Annotated in this window: 13 protein-coding genes; 5 read left to right on the forward strand and 8 right to left on the reverse strand. The window is 71.9% G+C overall.

Annotated elements, in window-relative coordinates; genetic code table 11:
* Positions 1 to 116: 116 nt before the first annotated feature.
* The 6 genes from ACZ4UV_RS05495 to ACZ4UV_RS05520 form a co-directional block, all read right to left on the reverse strand.
* Complete coding sequence (locus ACZ4UV_RS05495) at positions 117 to 731, reverse strand: hypothetical protein (RefSeq protein ID WP_467835905.1); 615 nt, start codon at positions 729 to 731, stop codon at positions 117 to 119.
* Positions 732 to 981: 250 nt separating this feature from the next.
* Positions 982 to 2,193 (reverse strand): glycosyltransferase, encoded by a 1,212-nt coding sequence (locus ACZ4UV_RS05500; RefSeq protein ID WP_451017594.1) that lies wholly within the window; start codon positions 2,191 to 2,193, stop codon positions 982 to 984.
* Between the two features lie 310 nt (positions 2,194 to 2,503).
* Positions 2,504 to 3,649, reverse strand: a complete 1,146-nt coding sequence (locus tag ACZ4UV_RS05505) for an RNA polymerase sigma factor (RefSeq protein WP_390040029.1) — start codon at positions 3,647 to 3,649, stop codon at positions 2,504 to 2,506.
* Positions 3,649 to 4,065, reverse strand: a complete 417-nt coding sequence (locus ACZ4UV_RS05510; RefSeq protein WP_451017585.1) for a YciI family protein — start codon at positions 4,063 to 4,065, stop codon at positions 3,649 to 3,651. The genes ACZ4UV_RS05505 and ACZ4UV_RS05510 overlap by 1 nt, the downstream gene beginning before the upstream one ends.
* A 96-nt stretch (positions 4,066 to 4,161) precedes the next feature.
* Complete coding sequence (locus ACZ4UV_RS05515) at positions 4,162 to 5,937, reverse strand: TIGR03767 family metallophosphoesterase (RefSeq protein ID WP_467835907.1); 1,776 nt, start codon at positions 5,935 to 5,937, stop codon at positions 4,162 to 4,164.
* Positions 5,938 to 6,181: 244 nt separating this feature from the next.
* Positions 6,182 to 6,646, reverse strand: coding sequence for an NUDIX hydrolase (locus ACZ4UV_RS05520; RefSeq protein WP_451017587.1), 465 nt, complete (start codon positions 6,644 to 6,646; stop codon positions 6,182 to 6,184).
* A gap of 211 nt (positions 6,647 to 6,857) precedes the next feature.
* Between ACZ4UV_RS05520 and ACZ4UV_RS05525 the strand changes: the two genes are divergently transcribed.
* Complete coding sequence (locus tag ACZ4UV_RS05525; protein WP_467835909.1) at positions 6,858 to 10,169, forward strand: S8 family serine peptidase; 3,312 nt, start codon at positions 6,858 to 6,860, stop codon at positions 10,167 to 10,169.
* 47 nt (positions 10,170 to 10,216) lie between these two features.
* Here the strand turns inward: ACZ4UV_RS05525 and ACZ4UV_RS05530 are convergent, their stop codons facing one another.
* Entirely contained in the window at positions 10,217 to 11,017 is an 801-nt protein-coding gene (locus ACZ4UV_RS05530) for a hypothetical protein (protein WP_451020211.1), read from the reverse strand.
* 2 nt (positions 11,018 to 11,019) lie between these two features.
* On the reverse strand, positions 11,020 to 11,547 hold the full coding sequence (locus tag ACZ4UV_RS05535; protein ID WP_390040018.1) for an RNA polymerase sigma factor: 528 nt from the start codon (positions 11,545 to 11,547) through the stop codon (positions 11,020 to 11,022).
* A 320-nt stretch (positions 11,548 to 11,867) separates the two neighbouring features.
* Between ACZ4UV_RS05535 and ACZ4UV_RS05540 the strand changes: the two genes are divergently transcribed.
* The 4 genes from ACZ4UV_RS05540 (at position 11,868) to ACZ4UV_RS05555 (ending at position 17,280) form a co-directional block, all read left to right on the forward strand.
* Positions 11,868 to 12,884: an aspartate-semialdehyde dehydrogenase gene (locus ACZ4UV_RS05540; protein ID WP_390040016.1), complete on the forward strand. Its 1,017-nt coding sequence runs from the start codon at positions 11,868 to 11,870 to the stop codon at positions 12,882 to 12,884.
* Positions 12,885 to 13,145: 261 nt separating this feature from the next.
* Positions 13,146 to 13,934 carry an SDR family NAD(P)-dependent oxidoreductase gene (locus tag ACZ4UV_RS05545; protein WP_451018974.1) on the forward strand — a complete coding sequence of 263 codons (789 nt, stop codon included), beginning with the start codon at positions 13,146 to 13,148 and terminating at the stop codon, positions 13,932 to 13,934.
* Positions 13,935 to 14,035: 101 nt separating this feature from the next.
* Positions 14,036 to 16,609: an aminopeptidase N gene (gene pepN / locus ACZ4UV_RS05550; RefSeq protein WP_390040012.1), complete on the forward strand. Its 2,574-nt coding sequence runs from the start codon at positions 14,036 to 14,038 to the stop codon at positions 16,607 to 16,609.
* 212 nt (positions 16,610 to 16,821) lie between these two features.
* The gene (locus tag ACZ4UV_RS05555; RefSeq protein ID WP_467835912.1) at positions 16,822 to 17,280 is read left to right on the forward strand and encodes a DUF5707 domain-containing protein; all 459 of its coding nucleotides are present in this window, start codon (positions 16,822 to 16,824) and stop codon (positions 17,278 to 17,280) included.
* The last annotated feature ends 2 nt before the right edge of the window (positions 17,281 to 17,282 follow it).

Below are 17,282 nucleotides of genomic sequence, written 5' to 3' on the forward strand. Positions count from 1 at the left end.
CCCCGAAACAGCGCCCCGTAAGGGGCGCTGTTGGTACCCGGCCGAAGGCTGGGGGAGGAACTGCGCGCCCAGCCACGACGGCGCAGCAGCCGAACGACGGCGAAGCACCGCAGCGTTCAGGCGAGGGGGCCGGGAAAGGGAGGGGCCGCCGGTTCGGAGGGGGACCGACGGCCACTTCTCACGTCGCGATCCGCGGCGCCGTAGGCGCCGAGCCGGGCGTCGATCTCACGCACACCGCCGGCCCACCGGCGGCCCTCACCCGGGTCGTCCGGCTGGCTCACGTACATCTGCCGCAGAGCCGGGGCCAGTTCACGCACCGCGGTGTCGTCGTGCAGGCGCTGCCACTCCGTGAAGGCCCGCTCCAGGCAGAGCCGGGTCCGCGCGGTCTCCCGCCGGGGCGGATCCGCGTGGAAGCGGGCCGCCCTCAGCCACAGGCGCACGGCGAGGCGGCCGTCGCCGGTGAGGTGGACGACGTGGGCGCGCACCTCGATCCAGTGGGTCGCCTCGGCCGACTTGGCTCCGTGCAGCCGGACGGCGTGGTTCTCCGACTGCCGGATGGTGTGCTCCGCCGCGGCGAGCCTGCCCAGCCTGGCGTCGCGCCAGATCCCGTCGTAGACGTCGTCGGGCGGAGCCGCCGCCAGTATCGGGTGCTGCAGCAGGGTGTGGAGACCGGCGCCGGCGTGCCCCGGCGGGCCCGTCGCGGACGGCGCCCGCCGTGCGTCGCCGATCACCAGGCCGGCGCGAACGCGGAAGCCGCCGCGTAGGCGGTCAGGGGGGCGGTGGCGGAGAAGGCGTCCAGTTCCGTGCGCATGGGGGGGGTGGCTGAACCTCGGGTGGGGCGGTGGTTGGTGCCAGCACACCAGCGCCGCGCCCGCGGATCATTGCCGTACGCACCCCAACTCCGGGTACAGCAGGCTGTACTGCGGCCGCCGGTCCGCTCCGCCCGCGGCGCAGTCGCGGGCGGAGCGGACCGGCGGGCTGCTACTGCCCGCCGACGCCGGGGCGCAGCTCGTCGCGGACGTCGCCGACGACGTGGTCGAGCAGGTCGGCGTAGGCGGCGATCATGCGGGTACGGCTGAACCGCTCGCGGCTCGCCGCCAGCGCGGGCGCGAACAGCTCCCGGTCGGCCACCGCCGCCGACCAGGCGAAGGCGATCGCGTCGGGGTCGAAGGGCGTCACGAACCCGTGTCCCTCGACGATCGAGGCGCTGTCGCCGACGTCCGTCGTGACCGGGACGGCACCGCACATCATGCCCTCGATGAGGCAGAGCGGCGCCGCCTCGCCGGAGGCGGAGGTGAGGGCGACGACGTCGGAGCCGGCGTAGACGGTCTCCATGTCGTGCCGTACGCCGAGCAGGTGCAGCCGGTCGCCGAGGGCGGCCCGGTCGGTGCCGAAGGCGACCTCGATGTCGGCCCACAGGGCGGGGTTGTCCTCGGTCATCCCGGCCCCGCACATGACGACGTGACCGCCGCCCTCGCGGGCCAGCCAGGCCCGCGCCGCCCGCAGGAAGAGCGGCACGTTCTTCATACCGGCGTACCGGGCGGCGAACACGACCACGGGGGCGTCGGGAGCGGTGGCGGGGATGCCGAGGGACTCGCGGAAGGCGAGCCGCAGCGCCGCGTCCGGCCGGAAGCGGAGCAGGTCGACGCCGTTCGGGATCACGTGCAGCAGCTCGCCGGGGATCCCGGCGGCCTCGTACGCGTCCCGGGTGGACTCGGCGCAGCACACGCAGGCGACCACCGTGCCGTCCGCGATGGCGGCCTTGAGTTCGTCCAGCGCCGGGCCCTGGTTCTCCGGGTCGGACCGGTGCAGGCAGACGACGACGGGGCGGCGGGGCAGCCCGGCCTGGTTGAGCAGCGCGAGCGGCTGCTCCTTCAGCGACAGGATGACGTCCGCGCCGGCCATGGCCCGGGCCGTATCGGCCAGCTCGGGGCCGCTGAAAACCGACGCCGCGACGGTGCCGTCCACCAGCCCGGCGGTGCGGCCGAGGGAGGAGACCTCGATGCCACCGGCCGTAAGGGCCCGGTAACACGCGTCGTCCTCCATGCGTTGCGTGGTGGCTTCTCGGTGGACCTCACCGTGCAGACTCAGCACCCGATGCCACTGCTGTCCGCCTTCTACCAGGCCCAGCAGCACATCGCTGTGCACGATCCGGGCTCCCCCGGAGAAAAAACCCTCGTAGACCGAGAGCACACGAAGTCCGAGCCGAGCGTCCACACGACCACCTGCCTTGCACCAGATCGAGCCATCCCCGGGATCCGCGGGTTAGCCGATATGAGGCGGTACGGACGTTTCATTCGGATGAACGGAGTGTCTCGTGTCGGAGTCGGATGCGTTTACAGGATCAGTGCCGGACCCGCTGCCGCCAACATCATTCCACTTCCCTCGCTGTCACCCTTCTGACCTGCGCTTTTGCAAGGGCATCCGACTCCCCCGCGCCCTCCGGACGAGTGCGGCCGACGGCAAAAAATCGGCAAGCGGAGCGCCCGGACGCGCGACGATGTCACGAACCGCGGTGGGCGTTGAGGCGGGCGGCCCTGCGGGTCAGGTGGTCGCGTTCGGCGAGGTTCGGGGCCTTGCGGGCGGCCTCGGCGTACAGGCGTGCGGCGGTCGCCGTATCGCCGTCGCGTTCGTGCAGGTGGGCGGCGACGGCGGTGTACCGGGGCAGACCGGCGTCCAGCTCGGCGAGTGCGGCGAGGCCGGCGCGGGGTCCGTCGGCCTCGCCGACGGCGACCGCGCGGTTGAGCCGGACGACGGGGCTGTCGGTCAGGCGGGCGAGTTCGTCGTACCACTCGACGATCTGCACCCAGTCGGTCTCCCCGGCGGTGGGCGCGTCCGCGTGCAGGGCGGCGATGGCGGCCTGGGCCTGGTACTCGCCGAGGCGGTCGCGGGCGAGGGCGCCCTGGAGGATCCCGACGCCCTCGGCGATCAGGCGGGTGTCCCAGCGGCTCCGGTCCTGCTCCGCGAGGGGGACCAGGCTGCCGTCGGGCGCGGTGCGGGCGGCGCGGCGGGCGTGGTGGAGCAGCATGAGGGCGAGCAGCCCGGCCGCCTCCGGGTGGTCGATCCGGGCCGCGAGCTGCCGGGTGAGCCGGACCGCCTCGGCGGCGAGGTCGACGTCGCCGGAGTAGCCCTCGTTGAAGACCAGGTAGAGGACGCGCAGCACGGTGGCGACGTCGCCGGGCCGGTCGAGGCGGACGCCGGAGACGGTGCGCTTGGCCCGGCTGATCCTCTGTGCCATGGTCGCCTCGGGCACCAGGTAGGCCCGGGCGATCTGGCGGGTGGTGAGACCGCCGACGGCGCGCAGGGTGAGCGCGACCGCGGCGGAGGGGGTGAGGGAGGGGTGGGCGCAGAGGAAGTAGAGCTGGAGGGTGTCGTCCGCGGCGGGGACCGGCCCGGGCGGCGGCTCCTCGTCCACCCGGTCCTCGCGCCGGCGGCGGGCGGTGTCCGCGCGGGTCGCGTCGAGGAACCGCCGCCAGGCCACGGTGACCAGCCAGCCCTTCGGGTCCCGCGGCGGATCCGCCGGCCAGACCCGGATCGCCTCGACCAGGGCGTCCTGCACGGCGTCCTCGGCCGCCGCGAAGTCGGCTCCGCGGCGGACGAGGACGGTGAGCACGCCCGGGGTGAGGCTCCTGAGCAGGACCTCGTCCATCAGTGGCAGGACTCCGCGATGGTGGGCGGCGCGGCCAGGAAGGGGCGCACCTCCAGCCATTCGTGGATCGGCTTGCCGCCCGCCCCGGGTGCCGCCGACAGTTCACCGGCCAGCTCGACGGCGCGCTCCTGGCTGTCGACGTCGATCACCATCCAGCCGGCGATGAGGTCCTTGGTCTCGGCGAAGGGGCCGTCGGTGACCGGCGGGCGCCCCTCGCCGTCGTAGCGGACCCACATCCCGTCGGGGGCGAGTCCCTGGCCGTCGACGAACTCCCCGGTCTTCTCCAGCCTGGCCGCGAAATCGTTCATGTACCGGATGTGGGCCGAGATCTCCTCGGGCGTCCACTGGTCCATGGGCACGCAGTTGACCGGGGCCGGGGCGCCGCGGTAGTGCTTCAGCAGCAGGTACTTGGCCATGGTGGTTCTCCTCGGTGCCGATGCGACCCATTGTGGCCGCCTTCACCCCGGGGACGGAGCCGGCCACGGGTTCTCGACATCGCCGCCGGGGGTTCTTCAGCTCTTCTTCAGGACCAGCTCCGTGTTCCGGTCCGTCGTGTTCCCGGCGAGGGCCTTACTGGCACCGGGGGCGTTGAAGGCCAGTTCGCGGTAGAGGGCGGCGAGGCCGGTCTGGGAGAGGTCGGAGAAGTCGGTGCGGTGCGGGGCGGCGGACTCGATCAGGGTGGTGAAGAGCGAGATCGTGCCGTCCTTGTTGTCCACCAGCTCGACGATCCGGGCGAGGTGCGGGTAGTCGACGTGCGAGGCGGTGGTGATCTCCCAGAAGGAGTTGCCGTTCGAGGCCTTGTGCGGGGTGATGAGGTTGCGGTGGATGTGGCCGTTCACCCAGGCCAGTACGTTGGCGTGGCGGCTGAGCAGGGTGACCAGCTCGGCACCGGTGTGGCGGCGGTCGCTCGGGTGGGCCGGGTCGGGGCGGGTGTTGGTCATCGACTGGCTGGTGTGGTGGCTGAAGACGACCGCGTAGGAGTCCTTGTTCTCCTTCAGGGTCTTCTCCAGCCAGGTCAGCTGGGTGGTGCCGATCGAGCCGTCGTAGTGGCCGCCCGCGTCCGTCGTGTCGAGGCTGATGCCGATGACGTCGTCGGAGATACGGAAGGCGTAGTACTGGGTGCCCGCGGCCACGTTGGCGCTCGAGTAGCCGTGGCCGACCGGGCCGACGCCCTGGTAGGCCGGGTCCAGGTGGGCCTTGAGGTAGTCCGCGGCGGTGTAGGGGGCGCGCTTCTCGTCGGCGGTGACCGAGCGCATCGACCGGGCGTGGGCCTTGAGGAAGTCGCGGTAGCCGCTGCCCTTGGGGTCCTGGGCGTTGTGGATGGCGTCCTGGAGCTTCTTGGCGTCGGCGTCGGTGACGGACATCAGCTTCTTGCCGGCGACCGCGGCCGCGACGAGGTAGGGGTCGGCGTGCGAGCCGTAGCAGCCGAGCGGCAGGGCGTCGTGGTTGCCGACCGTGGAGTACCAGGGCAGGTTGAGGCCGGGGCTCTTCACCTCGCGGATCGCGGCGGCCAGATAGCCCGCGAGGTGCGGGAAGCCGAGCGCCTTGTCCTGGTCGCGGACGGTCGAGGAGGCCTGCCAGTACAGCTTCATCCCGCTGTTCTGGACGCCCTCGTAGTGCTTGGGGTCACCGGTGTTGGGGGTGATCCGGCCGCCGCTCATCACCTTCATGAACCACTCCAGTTCGGAGTGGGCGTTGTTGTCGGTGTTGTCGCCGGTCGTCATCACGAAGTGCAGCGGCGAGCCGGTGACCGGGGCGCCGCGCAGCGCGTTGACCCGCTCGACGAGCGAGACCGCGCCGGGCACGGTGAGCGCCTCGTGCGGCCGCCAGGCGTGCCGGTCGTGGACGCGGACGTACTCCAGACGCAGCGGGTGCTGGACGTCCATCAGGTGCAGGTCGGTGAACTGCACGAACGCGGCGAGGGCGGTGCGGCGGTTCTCCCGGCCGGACTTGGCGGCGGCCAGGTCGGAGCGCAGCACGCGCGCCCAGCCTGCGCCGTCGCCGAGCCGCCGGTAGCCGGAGCTGTTGCGGGGCGCGGCGACGGAGGCGAGGGTGGTGCCCTTGGTGTACGGGGCGAGGGGGGCCGCGGCGGCCTTGCGGCCCTCGGCGACCGGCTGCTCCTCGGCCGCGGCGGGGGCGGCCTCGCTGTCGGTGGGACGCAGTGCGTAGCCGACGCCCGCGGAGAGCGTGACGGCTCCGGCGGCGGCGAGCACGGTACGGCGGTTGATCTCCAGTGCCTCGCGGCCCGTGCGGGCCGCGGAGGTGGCGACAGAGCGTATGCGCGACATGGCGCGATCTCCCCGAGTACGAACGCGTCGACAGTGGTCGCGGGCGGTCGCTTCCGCGAACTTCCCGCTCACTGTGGATCGTTGGCACCGGGGATGACCTGCGCGTGAACGCGGCGGCAACGCGCAGCGCCGATCACCGTACGTGGATCAGCCGAGGTGGGGACCGGTCATGGAGCGGATTGCGGGCGGCCGGGGCCCGGCTACTCCGCGTTCATCTGCCGGGGTAGGGGAGGGTCTCCGGCGCTTACGACTGCTCTTGTGCAAACCGTCCGGCGGCCGGCCGCTCCCGCCACAGCCGCAGCGCGACGTCGATCAGCGGGACGCGCCGGAGGGACGGTACGGCGTCGAGGTCCTGCCAGGCGGCCATGTCGGTGGAGCCGTTCACCTCGTTCCTCAGCTCGCCGCCGACGACCTCGCCGGTGTAGACGATCCGCACGCCGTGGTGGTCGGTGGCGGGGCGCCGCAGACCCGCGCGGGGGAAGCGGTGGCGCTGGGAGTCGATGCCGAGCAGCCCGGTGACCTCGATGCGGTAGCCGGTCTCCTCCATGAGTTCGCGGCGGACGGTGTCGTAGGGGTCCTCGCCGTGTTCCATGCCGCCGCCGGGCAGGACCCATTCGGGTGTGCCGTCGTCGGCCGGGGACCGGGCGAGGAGGATCTGACCGTCACGGACACACACGGCGTAGGCCGCCACCCTGAGCTTCTCGCGCACGTCGGCACGGTAGGGCCCGCGGCGGCCGGCGGCCAACGGGATTTCCTCGCACAGCAAGGGCGCAGATAGGGGGTTTTCCCCATACGTTCATATCGATTCGGTCAACGTTCCCAAAAGGCCGTTCCCTTGGGGAAAGCTGTGCGCTTACGCGCCGGTACTTGACCAAGTTCCGGCCACTCCATGCTCGTTCCTTTACCTACAAGGGATGCAGATGACCCTCAGCCCCCAGCACGACCCGATACCGGGCCACAGACGCCTGGGTCGCATGGCCCTCGCCGTCGGTGTCGTGGCCGCGCTCGCCGCCGCCGGGCCGATACCCCTGGCCGCCGCCGCGACCCCGGCCTCCGCCGCGTCCGCCGACCCCGGCGTCAAGTCCGCCCACGACAAGCTCGGTTCGGACGACGCCGAACTGCTCGCCGAGGCCAAGGCCGCGGGCGCCAAGAACGTCACGATGATGGTCGCGACCGCGCCGGGGCAGACCGAGCAGGTCGCCGAGGAACTGGACGCGGTCAAGGGCGGCTCGGTGGGCCGTACGTACGACAAGCTCGGTTACGTCCGGGCGACCGTCCCCACCGGGCGGGCGGACTCGGCGATCGCCGCCGCCGCCAAGCTGTCCTCGGTGCACGCGATCGACCTGCGCCAGGAGATCCGGCTCGACGACCCGACGGTGAGCGGGACCGGCGCCGGGGCCGCCAAGTCCGGCAAGTCCTCTTCCACTTACTCGGGGCCGGACAAGAACACCCCCGCCGAGAACCCCTACAACCCCTCCTTCGAGACGGGCGCCGTCGACTTCGTCAAGGAGCACCCGAAGGCGGACGGCCGGGGCATCACCATCGGCATCCTGGACTCCGGCGTGGACCTCGGCCACCCGGCGCTGCAGAAGACCACCACCGGCGAGCGGAAGATCGTCGACTGGGTGACCTCGACCGACCCGATCGTGGACAGCGACCAGACCTGGCGGCCGATGGTCACGGCCGTGTCCGGGCCGAGCTTCACCTACGGGGGCAGGACCTGGACGGCGCCCGCCGGGTCGTACGAGATCAGCACCTTCAAGGAGTCGTACACCACGGGCGGCGACGCGGCCGGTGACGCCAACCGGGACGGCGACACCACCGACAGCTGGGGCGTGCTCTACGACCCGGCGGCGGGCACGGTCACCGTCGACCTGAACAACAACAACGACTTCTCCGACGACACGCCGATGAAGCCGTACAAGGACGGCTACCAGATCGGCTGGTTCGGTACGGACAACCCGGCGACCGACGTCGTCGAGCGGCAGCCGTTCGTCGTGCAGATCCGCAAGGACGTCCCCATGGACCCGTACGGCGGGGACTGGGTCGGCAAGAAGGCCGACTTCGTCAACATCGGGGTCATCGAGTCCGAGCACGGCACGCACGTCGCCGGCATCACCGCCGCCAACGGCCTGTTCGGCGGGAAGATGAACGGCGCGGCGCCGGGCGCGAAGATCGTCTCCTCGCGCGCCTGCACCTGGACCGGCGGCTGCACCAACGTCGCCCTCACCGAGGGCATGATCGACCTGGTCGCCAACCGGGGCGTCGACATCGTCAACATGTCCATCGGCGGCCTCCCGGCGCTGAACGACGGCAACAACGCCCGCGCCGAGCTGTACACGCGGCTCATCGACACCTACGGCGTGCAGCTGGTGATCTCGGCCGGCAACTCCGGCCCGGGTGCGAACACCATCGGCGACCCAGGGCTGGCCGACAAGGTCATCTCGGTCGGCGCGGCCATCTCCAAGCAGACCTGGGCCGCCAACTACGGCTCCCAGGTGACGACCAAGTACCAGCTGCTGCCCTTCTCCTCCCGCGGCCCGCGCGAGGACGGCGGCTTCACGCCCACCCTGGTCGCGCCCGGCGCCGCGATCAACTCCACCCAGACCTGGCTGCCCGGCTCCCCGGTCGCCGAGGCGGGCTACTCCCTCCCGGCCGGCTACTCGATGCTCCAGGGCACCTCGATGGCGTCCCCGCAGGCGGCGGGCGCGAGCGCGCTGCTGCTGAGCGCCGCCAAGGAGAAGGGCATCGCCCTCTCCCCCGCCGACCTGCGCACCGCGCTGACCTCGACCGCCCACCACATCAAGGGCGTTCAGGCGTACGAGGAGGGCGCGGGCCGGATCGACATCGTCGACGCGTGGGAGTCCATCCGCGACCACGCCACCGCGCACGACTACACGGTGAAGGCGCCGGTCGACACCGCCATCGACTACGCGCTGAAGACCCCGGGCTACGGCACCGGCCTGTACGACCGTGAAGGCGGCCTGAAGGCCGGGCAGAAGAAGACGTACGACGTCACGATCACCCGTACCTCCGGAGCGGACAAGGCGATCCGCCACGAGCTGCACCTGGAGAACAACGCCGGGCACACCTTCAAGATCCTCGGCTCCGACGAGGTGACGCTGCCGCTGAACCAGCCGGTGACGGTCAAGGTGCAGGCCAAGCCGAAGAGTTCGGGCATCAAGTCCGCGATCCTGGAGGTCGACGACCCGCGGACCGAGGGCGTCGACAAGCAGATCCTGACGACGGTCGTGGTGTCGGACCCGGTCCACTACGCCTACTCGGCGTCGGGTTCGGTCCAGCGCAACAGCTCCACGTCGTACTTCGTGACCGTGCCCGAGGGCGCCACCTCCCTCGAGGTCGCGATGAGCGGTCTCGCCGACAAGAGCCAGACGCGGTTCATCGCCATCCACCCGTACGGCACTCCGGTCGACAACACCGGTACCCCGTACTGCTACAACAACTACCTGAACGGCAACGGCTGCACGCCCGACGTCCGTTCGTACGCCGACCCGCAGGCCGGGGTCTGGGAGATCGAGGTCGAGGCGCGCCGCACCTCGCCGCTGCTCGACAACCCGTACAAGGTGGGCGTCACCGTGCTCGGCGCGGCCTTCGACCCGGAGACCGTGACCGTGCCCGAGGCGAAGGTCGGCACGCCGGTCACCGCCTCCTGGAAGGTGACCAACAAGTTCGCCGCCCTCGACGGCAAGCTGGTCGGCGGCCCGCTCGGCTCCTCGAAGACGGCCCGCCCGGCCATCAGGGAGGGCGAGACCCAGACCACGACGGTGACCGTGCCGGCGGGCACGAACTCCCTGGACGTGGCGATCGGCAACGTGTCGGACGCCTCGGCCGACCTGGACCTGACCGTGTACGACGCGTCCGGCAAGCAGGTCGCGCAGTCCGCCGACGGCGACTCGGAGGAGGCGGTCTCCATCGCCTCGCCGGCCGCCGGGACCTACACGATCGAGGTCGTGGGCTACTCGGTCCCGGCCGGCTCCACCGACTACGACTACCGGGACGTGTTCTTCTCCGCCGCGCTCGGCTCCGTCACGGTCGACGGGTCGACGCCGGTCCAGCTGGCCACGGGCGACTCGGCCACGGTGACCGGCCAGGTCACGGCCGCCGCGGCGGCCCCCGAGGGACGTGAGTTCTTCGGCCGGGTGCAGCTGGTCAACGCGCGCGGCACGGTCGCGGGCGTCGGCAGCGTGCAGATCGAGAAGGTCACGCAGTAACGAAGTCCGGTGCTGGGGGGTGGGCGCCCTGCGGGGCGCCCGCCCCTTCACCTGTCCGGGCACGTCATGGTCCGCGACGCGGGCAGGTCGCGCACGATCCAGGACCGCTCCGCCGCGATCCGCGCCTCCCCGACGGCGTACCGGTCGGGCACCTGCTGCCCGCTCGTGATGCCGACCAGCAGGCGGGCGCCGGTGCGGATCCGGGCGTCGGTGCCGGACGCGAAGAGGAACTCCACCTCCTCGGCGGTCTTCACCGGTTTGTAGGCGTGGGTCACGCGCAGGGTGACCCGTTCCTCGCCGGAGTCCGCGAGCTGGCGGACCCCGGTGACCGTGCCCTCGACGACCAGCCGGGCACAGGCGAGGTAGCCGGGGCCGCCGGCCTGCTCCGTGCCGCCCTGGCCCGCCGAGCTCGCCGCGCTGCCCGCGGCCTTGTCGGCGCTGGCGCCGTTGGACATGGAGCCCGTACCGCCGTTCGCCGCGAGCCAGCCGATGCCGAACACCGCCCCGGCGAACGCGGCCGCGAGGGCACCGGCGAGACCGAGGGCGCGGACGCCCGGGTGCTGCCAGGGGCGGCGGCGTCCGGCCGGGCGGGGGCGGGGCGCCGGCCGCGGGGGCGGCGCGGCGAGGGTGTCCCCGATGATCCCGAGGTGCTCGCGCAGGAGCGCCACGTCGGCGGCGGCCGCCCGGTGCTCGGCCATGAAGGCGGGGTCGGCGCGCTGTTCGGCGGTGAGCGGCTCCTCCGCGAGAACGGCGAACAGGGCGTCGGTGCCGCCCGGCTCACCGGGGTCGCCGTGGGGTCCGGCGGGCAGGTGCCCGTCGTGTTCGTCGGGCATGTGGTCGGCGGGCATGGTCACACCACCTCGTCCTCGTGCAGGCGGGCGCGCAGGGCCCGTACCGCCGTGTGCAGCCGGCTCTTGACGGTGCCCTCCGGGATGCCGAGCTCCCCGGCTATGTCGCGTACCGGCAGGTCGGCGTAGAAACGCAGGACGAGGATCTGCCGCTGGGCGTCCGGCAGCTCGTCCAGACCGCGGGCGACGGCGACGGAGAGCAGCCTGCTGTCCTCGCCCAGGGCGTGGTCGGGCTGGCGGAGGGAGGCCAGCCGTTCGCCGAGCCGTTCCTGGCGGCGCTTGGCGCGGTGCCAGTCCATGGCGAGCCGGGAGGCGACGACCGCCGCCCACGCCGACACGTCCCGCGGCGCCTCCTGGCCGCTCGCGGCCCGCTCCAGCAACCGCAGACGTACCTGCTGTACCCCGTCCGGCAGGTCCGCCTGCGGTACGCCGCCCAGCGCGAGGACCGCCCGCACCCTGCGCTCCTGGTCCGCGTCCAGGGGATCACCGTGCTGGTCCCCCTGGGCGCGGCGGGCCTTTCTGCGCAGCACAACCCACCCCCCTCACCGCGTTTCTCCTACGACGCCGCAGCCGCCGGAAACGTTCGCCCCGGTTCCCGGAAATCTTCTGCGCGGTGTCCCGGGGGACCTCCGAGGCGTACGTCACACCGGCCCGCGGCGCAGCACAGCTTGCGGTACGACGGCCAAGCGGAGGTAATTTCTGCAGCTCAGCGGGGGTGCAAACGGGAGTTCCGCGGGCCGGGTGGTCCGGTCGGTGGGCATGGCGCGCAAAGAATTGGACAGGCTGGCCCTGGTCGGCCGCATGATGGAAAGGCCGTAGACACACGTCAACGTATGCAGAGGGAGTCGCTGTGAGGGTCGGAATCGTCGGAGCCACCGGTCAGGTCGGCACGGTCATGCGCAGGATCCTCGCGGAGCGGAACTTCCCCGTCACGGAGCTGCGCCTGTTCGCCTCGGCCCGCTCGGCCGGGACCGTGCTCGACGGTGTGACGGTGGAGGACGCGGCGACCGCCGACTACACGGGCCTGGACATCGTGCTGTTCTCGGCGGGCGGGGCCACCTCGAAGGCGCTCGCGGAGAAGGTCGCCGCCCAGGGTGCCGTGGTGATCGACAACTCCTCCGCCTGGCGCAAGGACCCCGAGGTCCCGCTGGTCGTCTCCGAGGTGAACCCGCACGCGATCGCCGACCGCCCGAAGGGCATCATCGCCAACCCGAACTGCACGACCATGGCCGCGATGCCGGTCCTGAAGGTGCTGGACCGGGAGGCCGGTCTGGAGGCACTGGTCGCCACCACCTACCAGGCGGTGTCCGGCTCCGGTCTCGCGGGCGTCGCGGAGCTGCACGGCCAGGTGCAGAAGGTCGCCGCCGACGCGGAGAAGCTCACCCACGACGGCACGGCGGTCGACTTCCCCGAGCCGCAGGTCTACAAGCGGCCCATCGCCTTCAACGTGCTGCCGTTCGCCGGCAACCTCGTCGACGACGGTCTGAACGAGACCGACGAGGAGCAGAAGCTGCGCAACGAGTCCCGCAAGATCCTGGAGCTCCCGGAGCTCAAGGTCTCCGGCACCTGCGTGCGCGTCCCGGTGTTCTCGGGGCACTCGCTCCAGATCAACGCCCGGTTCGCCCGGCCGATCTCCCCGGAGCGGGCGACCGAGCTGCTCGCGGACGCCCCCGGTGTCGAGCTGTCCGACATCCCGACCCCGCTGCAGGCGGCCGGGCGGGATCCGTCGTACGTGGGCCGGATCCGGCGTGACGAGACGGTGGAGAACGGGCTCGCGCTGTTCGTCTCCAACGACAACCTCCGCAAGGGGGCTGCGCTGAACGCCGTGCAGATCGCTGAGCTGGTGGCGGAAGAGCTGGCTTCCTAGGTGCCGGGCGCCTCAGGGGGTGCGGGGGTGGGCCGTCGCGCGGGTGCGGGTGCGTGGGGGCTGGTCGCGCAGTTCCTCCCCCAGCCTTCGGCCGGGGGTACCCCCAGCGCCCCTGACGGGGCGCTGCCGTGGCCGCGTCCGGACGGGTGGGCGCCGTCCTGGCCGGTCGCGTCCATGCGGCGGAGCCGCATATAGGCACAGCCCCGCGCCCCTTTCAGGGGCGCTGATGCTCACGTTCGTCTTCCAGGGGAGCCACCAGACATGAGCGACACCCGGTCTGCCTACGGCGGCTCACGTGTTCTCGACGGCAAAGTCGCCATGATCACCGGGGCGTCCAGTGGGATCGGGGCGGCTGCCGCGCGGTTGTTCGCGCGGGAGGGGGCGGCCGTCGTGGTGACGGCGCGGCGCGTGGAGCGGTTGCGGGCGCTGGCCGAGGAGATCTCGGCCGGCGGCGGGCGGGCGCTGGCCGTGCCGGCGGACGTGGCCTCGGCCGCGGACGTCGAGCGGGTCGTCCGCTCGGCCGTCGACGCCTTCGGGCGCCTCGACTGCGCCTTCAACAACGCCGGGTTCGGCACCGCCGGCACCGAGCTGCACGAGACCGGCCAGGACGTCTACGAGCAGACGATGGACGTCAACGTGCGCGGGGTCTGGAACTGTCTGCGCTTCCAGATCCCCGAGATGCTGGGGGCCGGCGGCGGCACGATCGTCAACACGTCGAGCGTCGCGGGGCAGCGGGCCACCGGGGCGTCGGCGGCGTACGTGGCGGCCAAGCACGCGGTCCTCGGGCTCACCCGGGCGGCGGCGGCCGAGTACGCGGAGCGCGGCATCCGGGTCAACGCGCTGGTGGTGGGCAGCACCCGCACCGAGATGATGGACCGGGCCGTGCGGACCATGCCGGAGCTGCGGGAGCGGTTCGAGGACGAGACGCTCCAGAAGCGCATGGCCGGCCCCGCCGAGGTCGCCGAGGCCGCGCTCTGGCTGTGCAGCGACCGCGCCTCCTTCGTCACCGGCGCGGCGATGCCGGTCGACGGCGGCACGACGGCGGCCTGACGGCACCGGACGCGCGCGATCTCTGGGGTTTTCCCTCGTCGCCCTCCTCCCCGGTCCCATGGAAGGATGGCGCAACCCACACATAACGAGGAGATGACCGCGTGCCTGGCACAAACCTGACTCGCGAAGAGGCACAGCAGCGGGCGAAGCTGCTCACCGTTGACTCGTACGAGATCGATCTCGACCTCTCCGGCGCGCAGGAGGGCGGTACCTACCGGTCCGTGACCACGGTGCGCTTCGACGTCGCCGAATCCGGCGCCGCGTCCTTCATCGACCTGGTGGCCCCCGCGGTCCACGAGGTCACCCTGAACGGTGACGCCCTCGACGCCGCCGAGGTCTTCGCGGACTCCCGGATCGCGCTGCCCGGCCTGCTCCAGGGCCGCAACGTCCTCCGGGTGGTCGCCGACTGCGCGTACACCAACACGGGTGAGGGCCTGCACCGGTTCGTCGACCCGGTCGACGAGCAGGCGTACCTCTACACCCAGTTCGAGGTGCCGGACGCCCGCCGGGTCTTCGCCTCCTTCGAGCAGCCCGACCTGAAGGCGACCTTCCAGTTCACCGTGAAGGCGCCGAGCGGCTGGACGGTCGTCTCGAACTCGCCGACGCCCGAGCCCAAGGACGACGTCTGGGTCTTCGAGCCGACGCCGCGCATCTCGTCGTACATCACCGCCCTGATCGTGGGCCCGTACCACTCGGTGCACAGCGTCTACGAGAAGGACGGCCAGAGCGTGCCGCTGGGCATCTACTGCCGTCCCTCGCTCGCCGAGTTCCTGGACTCGGACGCGATCTTCGAGGTGACCCGGCAGGGCTTCGAGTGGTTCCAGGAGAAGTTCGACTACGCGTACCCGTTCACCAAGTACGACCAGCTGTTCGTGCCGGAGTTCAACGCGGGCGCGATGGAGAACGCGGGCGCGGTGACCATCCGCGACCAGTACGTCTTCCGGTCCAAGGTGACCGACGCGGCGTACGAGACGCGCGCCGAGACCATCCTGCACGAGCTGGCCCACATGTGGTTCGGCGACCTGGTCACCATGGAGTGGTGGAACGACCTGTGGCTGAACGAGTCGTTCGCCACCTACACCTCCATCGCCTGCCAGGCGTACGCCCCCGGCTCGCGCTGGCCGCACTCGTGGACGACGTTCGCCAACTCCATGAAGACCTGGGCGTACCGGCAGGACCAGCTGCCCTCCACGCACCCGATCATGGCCGAGATCCGGGATCTCGACGATGTGCTGGTGAACTTCGACGGCATCACCTACGCCAAGGGCGCCTCGGTCCTGAAGCAGCTGGTCGCGTACGTCGGCATGGACGAGTTCTTCAAGGGCGTGCAGGCCTACTTCAAGCGGCACGCGTTCGGCAACACGCGCCTGTCCGACCTGCTGGGCGCCCTGGAGGAGACCTCCGGCCGTGACCTGAGCACCTGGTCGAAGAAGTGGCTGCAGACGGCCGGGATCAACATCCTGCGTCCGGAGGTGGAGACGGACGCCGACGGTGTCGTCACCTCCTTCGCCATCCGCCAGGAGGCCCCGGCGCTGCCGGCCGGCGCCAAGGGCGAGCCCACTCTCCGTCCGCACCGGATCGCGATCGGCCTGTACGACCTCGACGAGGCGACCGGCAAGCTGGTCCGCACCGACCGGATCGAGCTGGACGTGGACGGCGAGCTGACCGCCGTACCGCAGCTGTCCGGCCGCCGCCGGCCGGCGGTGTTCCTGCTCAACGACGACGACCTGTCGTACGCCAAGGTCCGCCTGGACGAGCAGTCGCTGCACTTCGTCACGGAGCACCTCGGCGACTTCGAGTCCTCGCTGCCCCGCGCGCTGTGCTGGGCCTCGGCCTGGGACATGACCCGGGACGCGGAACTCCCCACCCGCGAGTACCTGTCCCTCGTGCTGTCCGGCATCGGCAAGGAGTCCGACATCGGTGTCGTGCAGTCCCTGCACCGCCAGGTGAAGCTCGCCATCGAGCTGTACGCCGACCCGACCGCCCGCGAGGCCCTGCTCACCCGCTGGACCGACGCCACGCTGGCCCACCTGCGCTCGGCCGCGCCCGCGAGCGACCACCAGCTGGCCTGGGCCCGTGCCTTCGCGGCCACCGCCCGCACCCCGGAGCAGCTGGACCTCCTGGACAGCCTGCTGGAGGGCACCCACACCATCGAGGGCCTGGCCGTCGACACCGAGCTGCGCTGGGCGTTCGTGGAGCGGCTGGCGGCGGTCGGCCGCTTCGACGAGGCGGAGATCGCGGGCGAGTACGAGCGGGACCGGACGGCCGCCGGTGAACGGCACGCGGCCACCGCGCGCGCCGCCCGCCCGACCGAGGAGGCGAAGGCGGAGGCCTGGGCGTCGGTCATCGACTCCGACAAGCTGCCGAACGCCGTGCAGGAGGCGGTGATCGGCGGCTTCGTCCAGACCGACCAGCGCGAGCTGCTGGCGCCGTACACCGACAAGTACTTCGAGATCCTGAAGTCGGTGTGGGACTCCCGCTCGCACGAGATCGCCCAGCAGATCGCGGTCGGCCTCTACCCGTCCCTCCAGGTCTCCCGGGAGACCCTGGCCAAGACGGACACCTGGCTGGCCTCGGCCCAGCCGAACGCGGCCCTGGCCCGGCTCGTCTCGGAGTCCCGCGCGGGCGTCGAGCGCGCCCTGAAGGCCCAGGCGGCGGACGCGGCCGCCCAGTAGGCGGTACCTCGTCGGGGCGTCCGGTGGGATCTCCGCCGGGCGCCCCGCCCTGTGCGCGAAGTACCCATCACCCAGGACGAGTTGAGTATCCGTGCTCACGCCCGGGGCGCCCGCGCGTTGCGAGTATCGACGCAACGGCGCGGCAGCGAGCGCCGGGTCCCTTCGGCTCGGGACGACCCGAGCCGGCCTGAGCCAGTTACGGAGAACTCGCCATGTCCCGTCGTATCGCCCTGTCCGTGGTCGCCGGTGTCGTCGTGCTCGGAGGTGCCGGGGCCTTCGCCCTCGCCTACGCCGGCGACCAGGACCCGTCGCCCGCGCCGGCGCACAGCACCGTCCGCTACACCGCTCCCGAGGCCGGTCACAAGGGGTCGCTCTCCTTCACCACCGAGGTCAGCGCGCCCTCGGGGGTCAGGAGCCTGAAGGTGCTGGCCTGGCCGGAGAAGTCCGAGTTCGCCACGAAGCCGCTGACCGCCAAGGACATGGCCGAAGTGGAGTCGGCGACCTGCACGCCGGCCGGCGGCCACACCGTCCGGTGCGTGTACAGGGCTCCGGTCTCCGCCGCCGACGCCGCGTCCGCCGCGCACGGCGCCTGGCACATCGCCGTGCTGGCCACGGCGAAGGACGGCCACACCACCTTCGACGCCAAGGCCGCGGACTTCACCCTCACCTGAAC

This window comes from Streptomyces sp. NPDC028289 (assembly GCF_055565975.1).

Excerpts from the sequence above, each read along its gene's own strand:
- ACZ4UV_RS05505 (WP_390040029.1), bottom strand. The coding sequence starts at position 3,649 with ATGGACGAGGTCCTGCTCAGGAGCCTCACCCCGGGCGTGCTCACCGTC.
- ACZ4UV_RS05510 (WP_451017585.1), bottom strand. The coding sequence starts at position 4,065 with ATGGCCAAGTACCTGCTGCTGAAGCACTACCGCGGCGCCCCGGCCCCG.
- ACZ4UV_RS05515 (WP_467835907.1), bottom strand. The coding sequence starts at position 5,937 with ATGTCGCGCATACGCTCTGTCGCCACCTCCGCGGCCCGCACGGGCCGC.
- ACZ4UV_RS05525 (WP_467835909.1), top strand. The coding sequence starts at position 6,858 with ATGACCCTCAGCCCCCAGCACGACCCGATACCGGGCCACAGACGCCTG.
- ACZ4UV_RS05530 (WP_451020211.1), bottom strand. The coding sequence starts at position 11,017 with ATGCCCGCCGACCACATGCCCGACGAACACGACGGGCACCTGCCCGCC.
- ACZ4UV_RS05545 (WP_451018974.1), top strand. The coding sequence starts at position 13,146 with ATGAGCGACACCCGGTCTGCCTACGGCGGCTCACGTGTTCTCGACGGC.
- ACZ4UV_RS05555 (WP_467835912.1), top strand. The coding sequence starts at position 16,822 with ATGTCCCGTCGTATCGCCCTGTCCGTGGTCGCCGGTGTCGTCGTGCTC.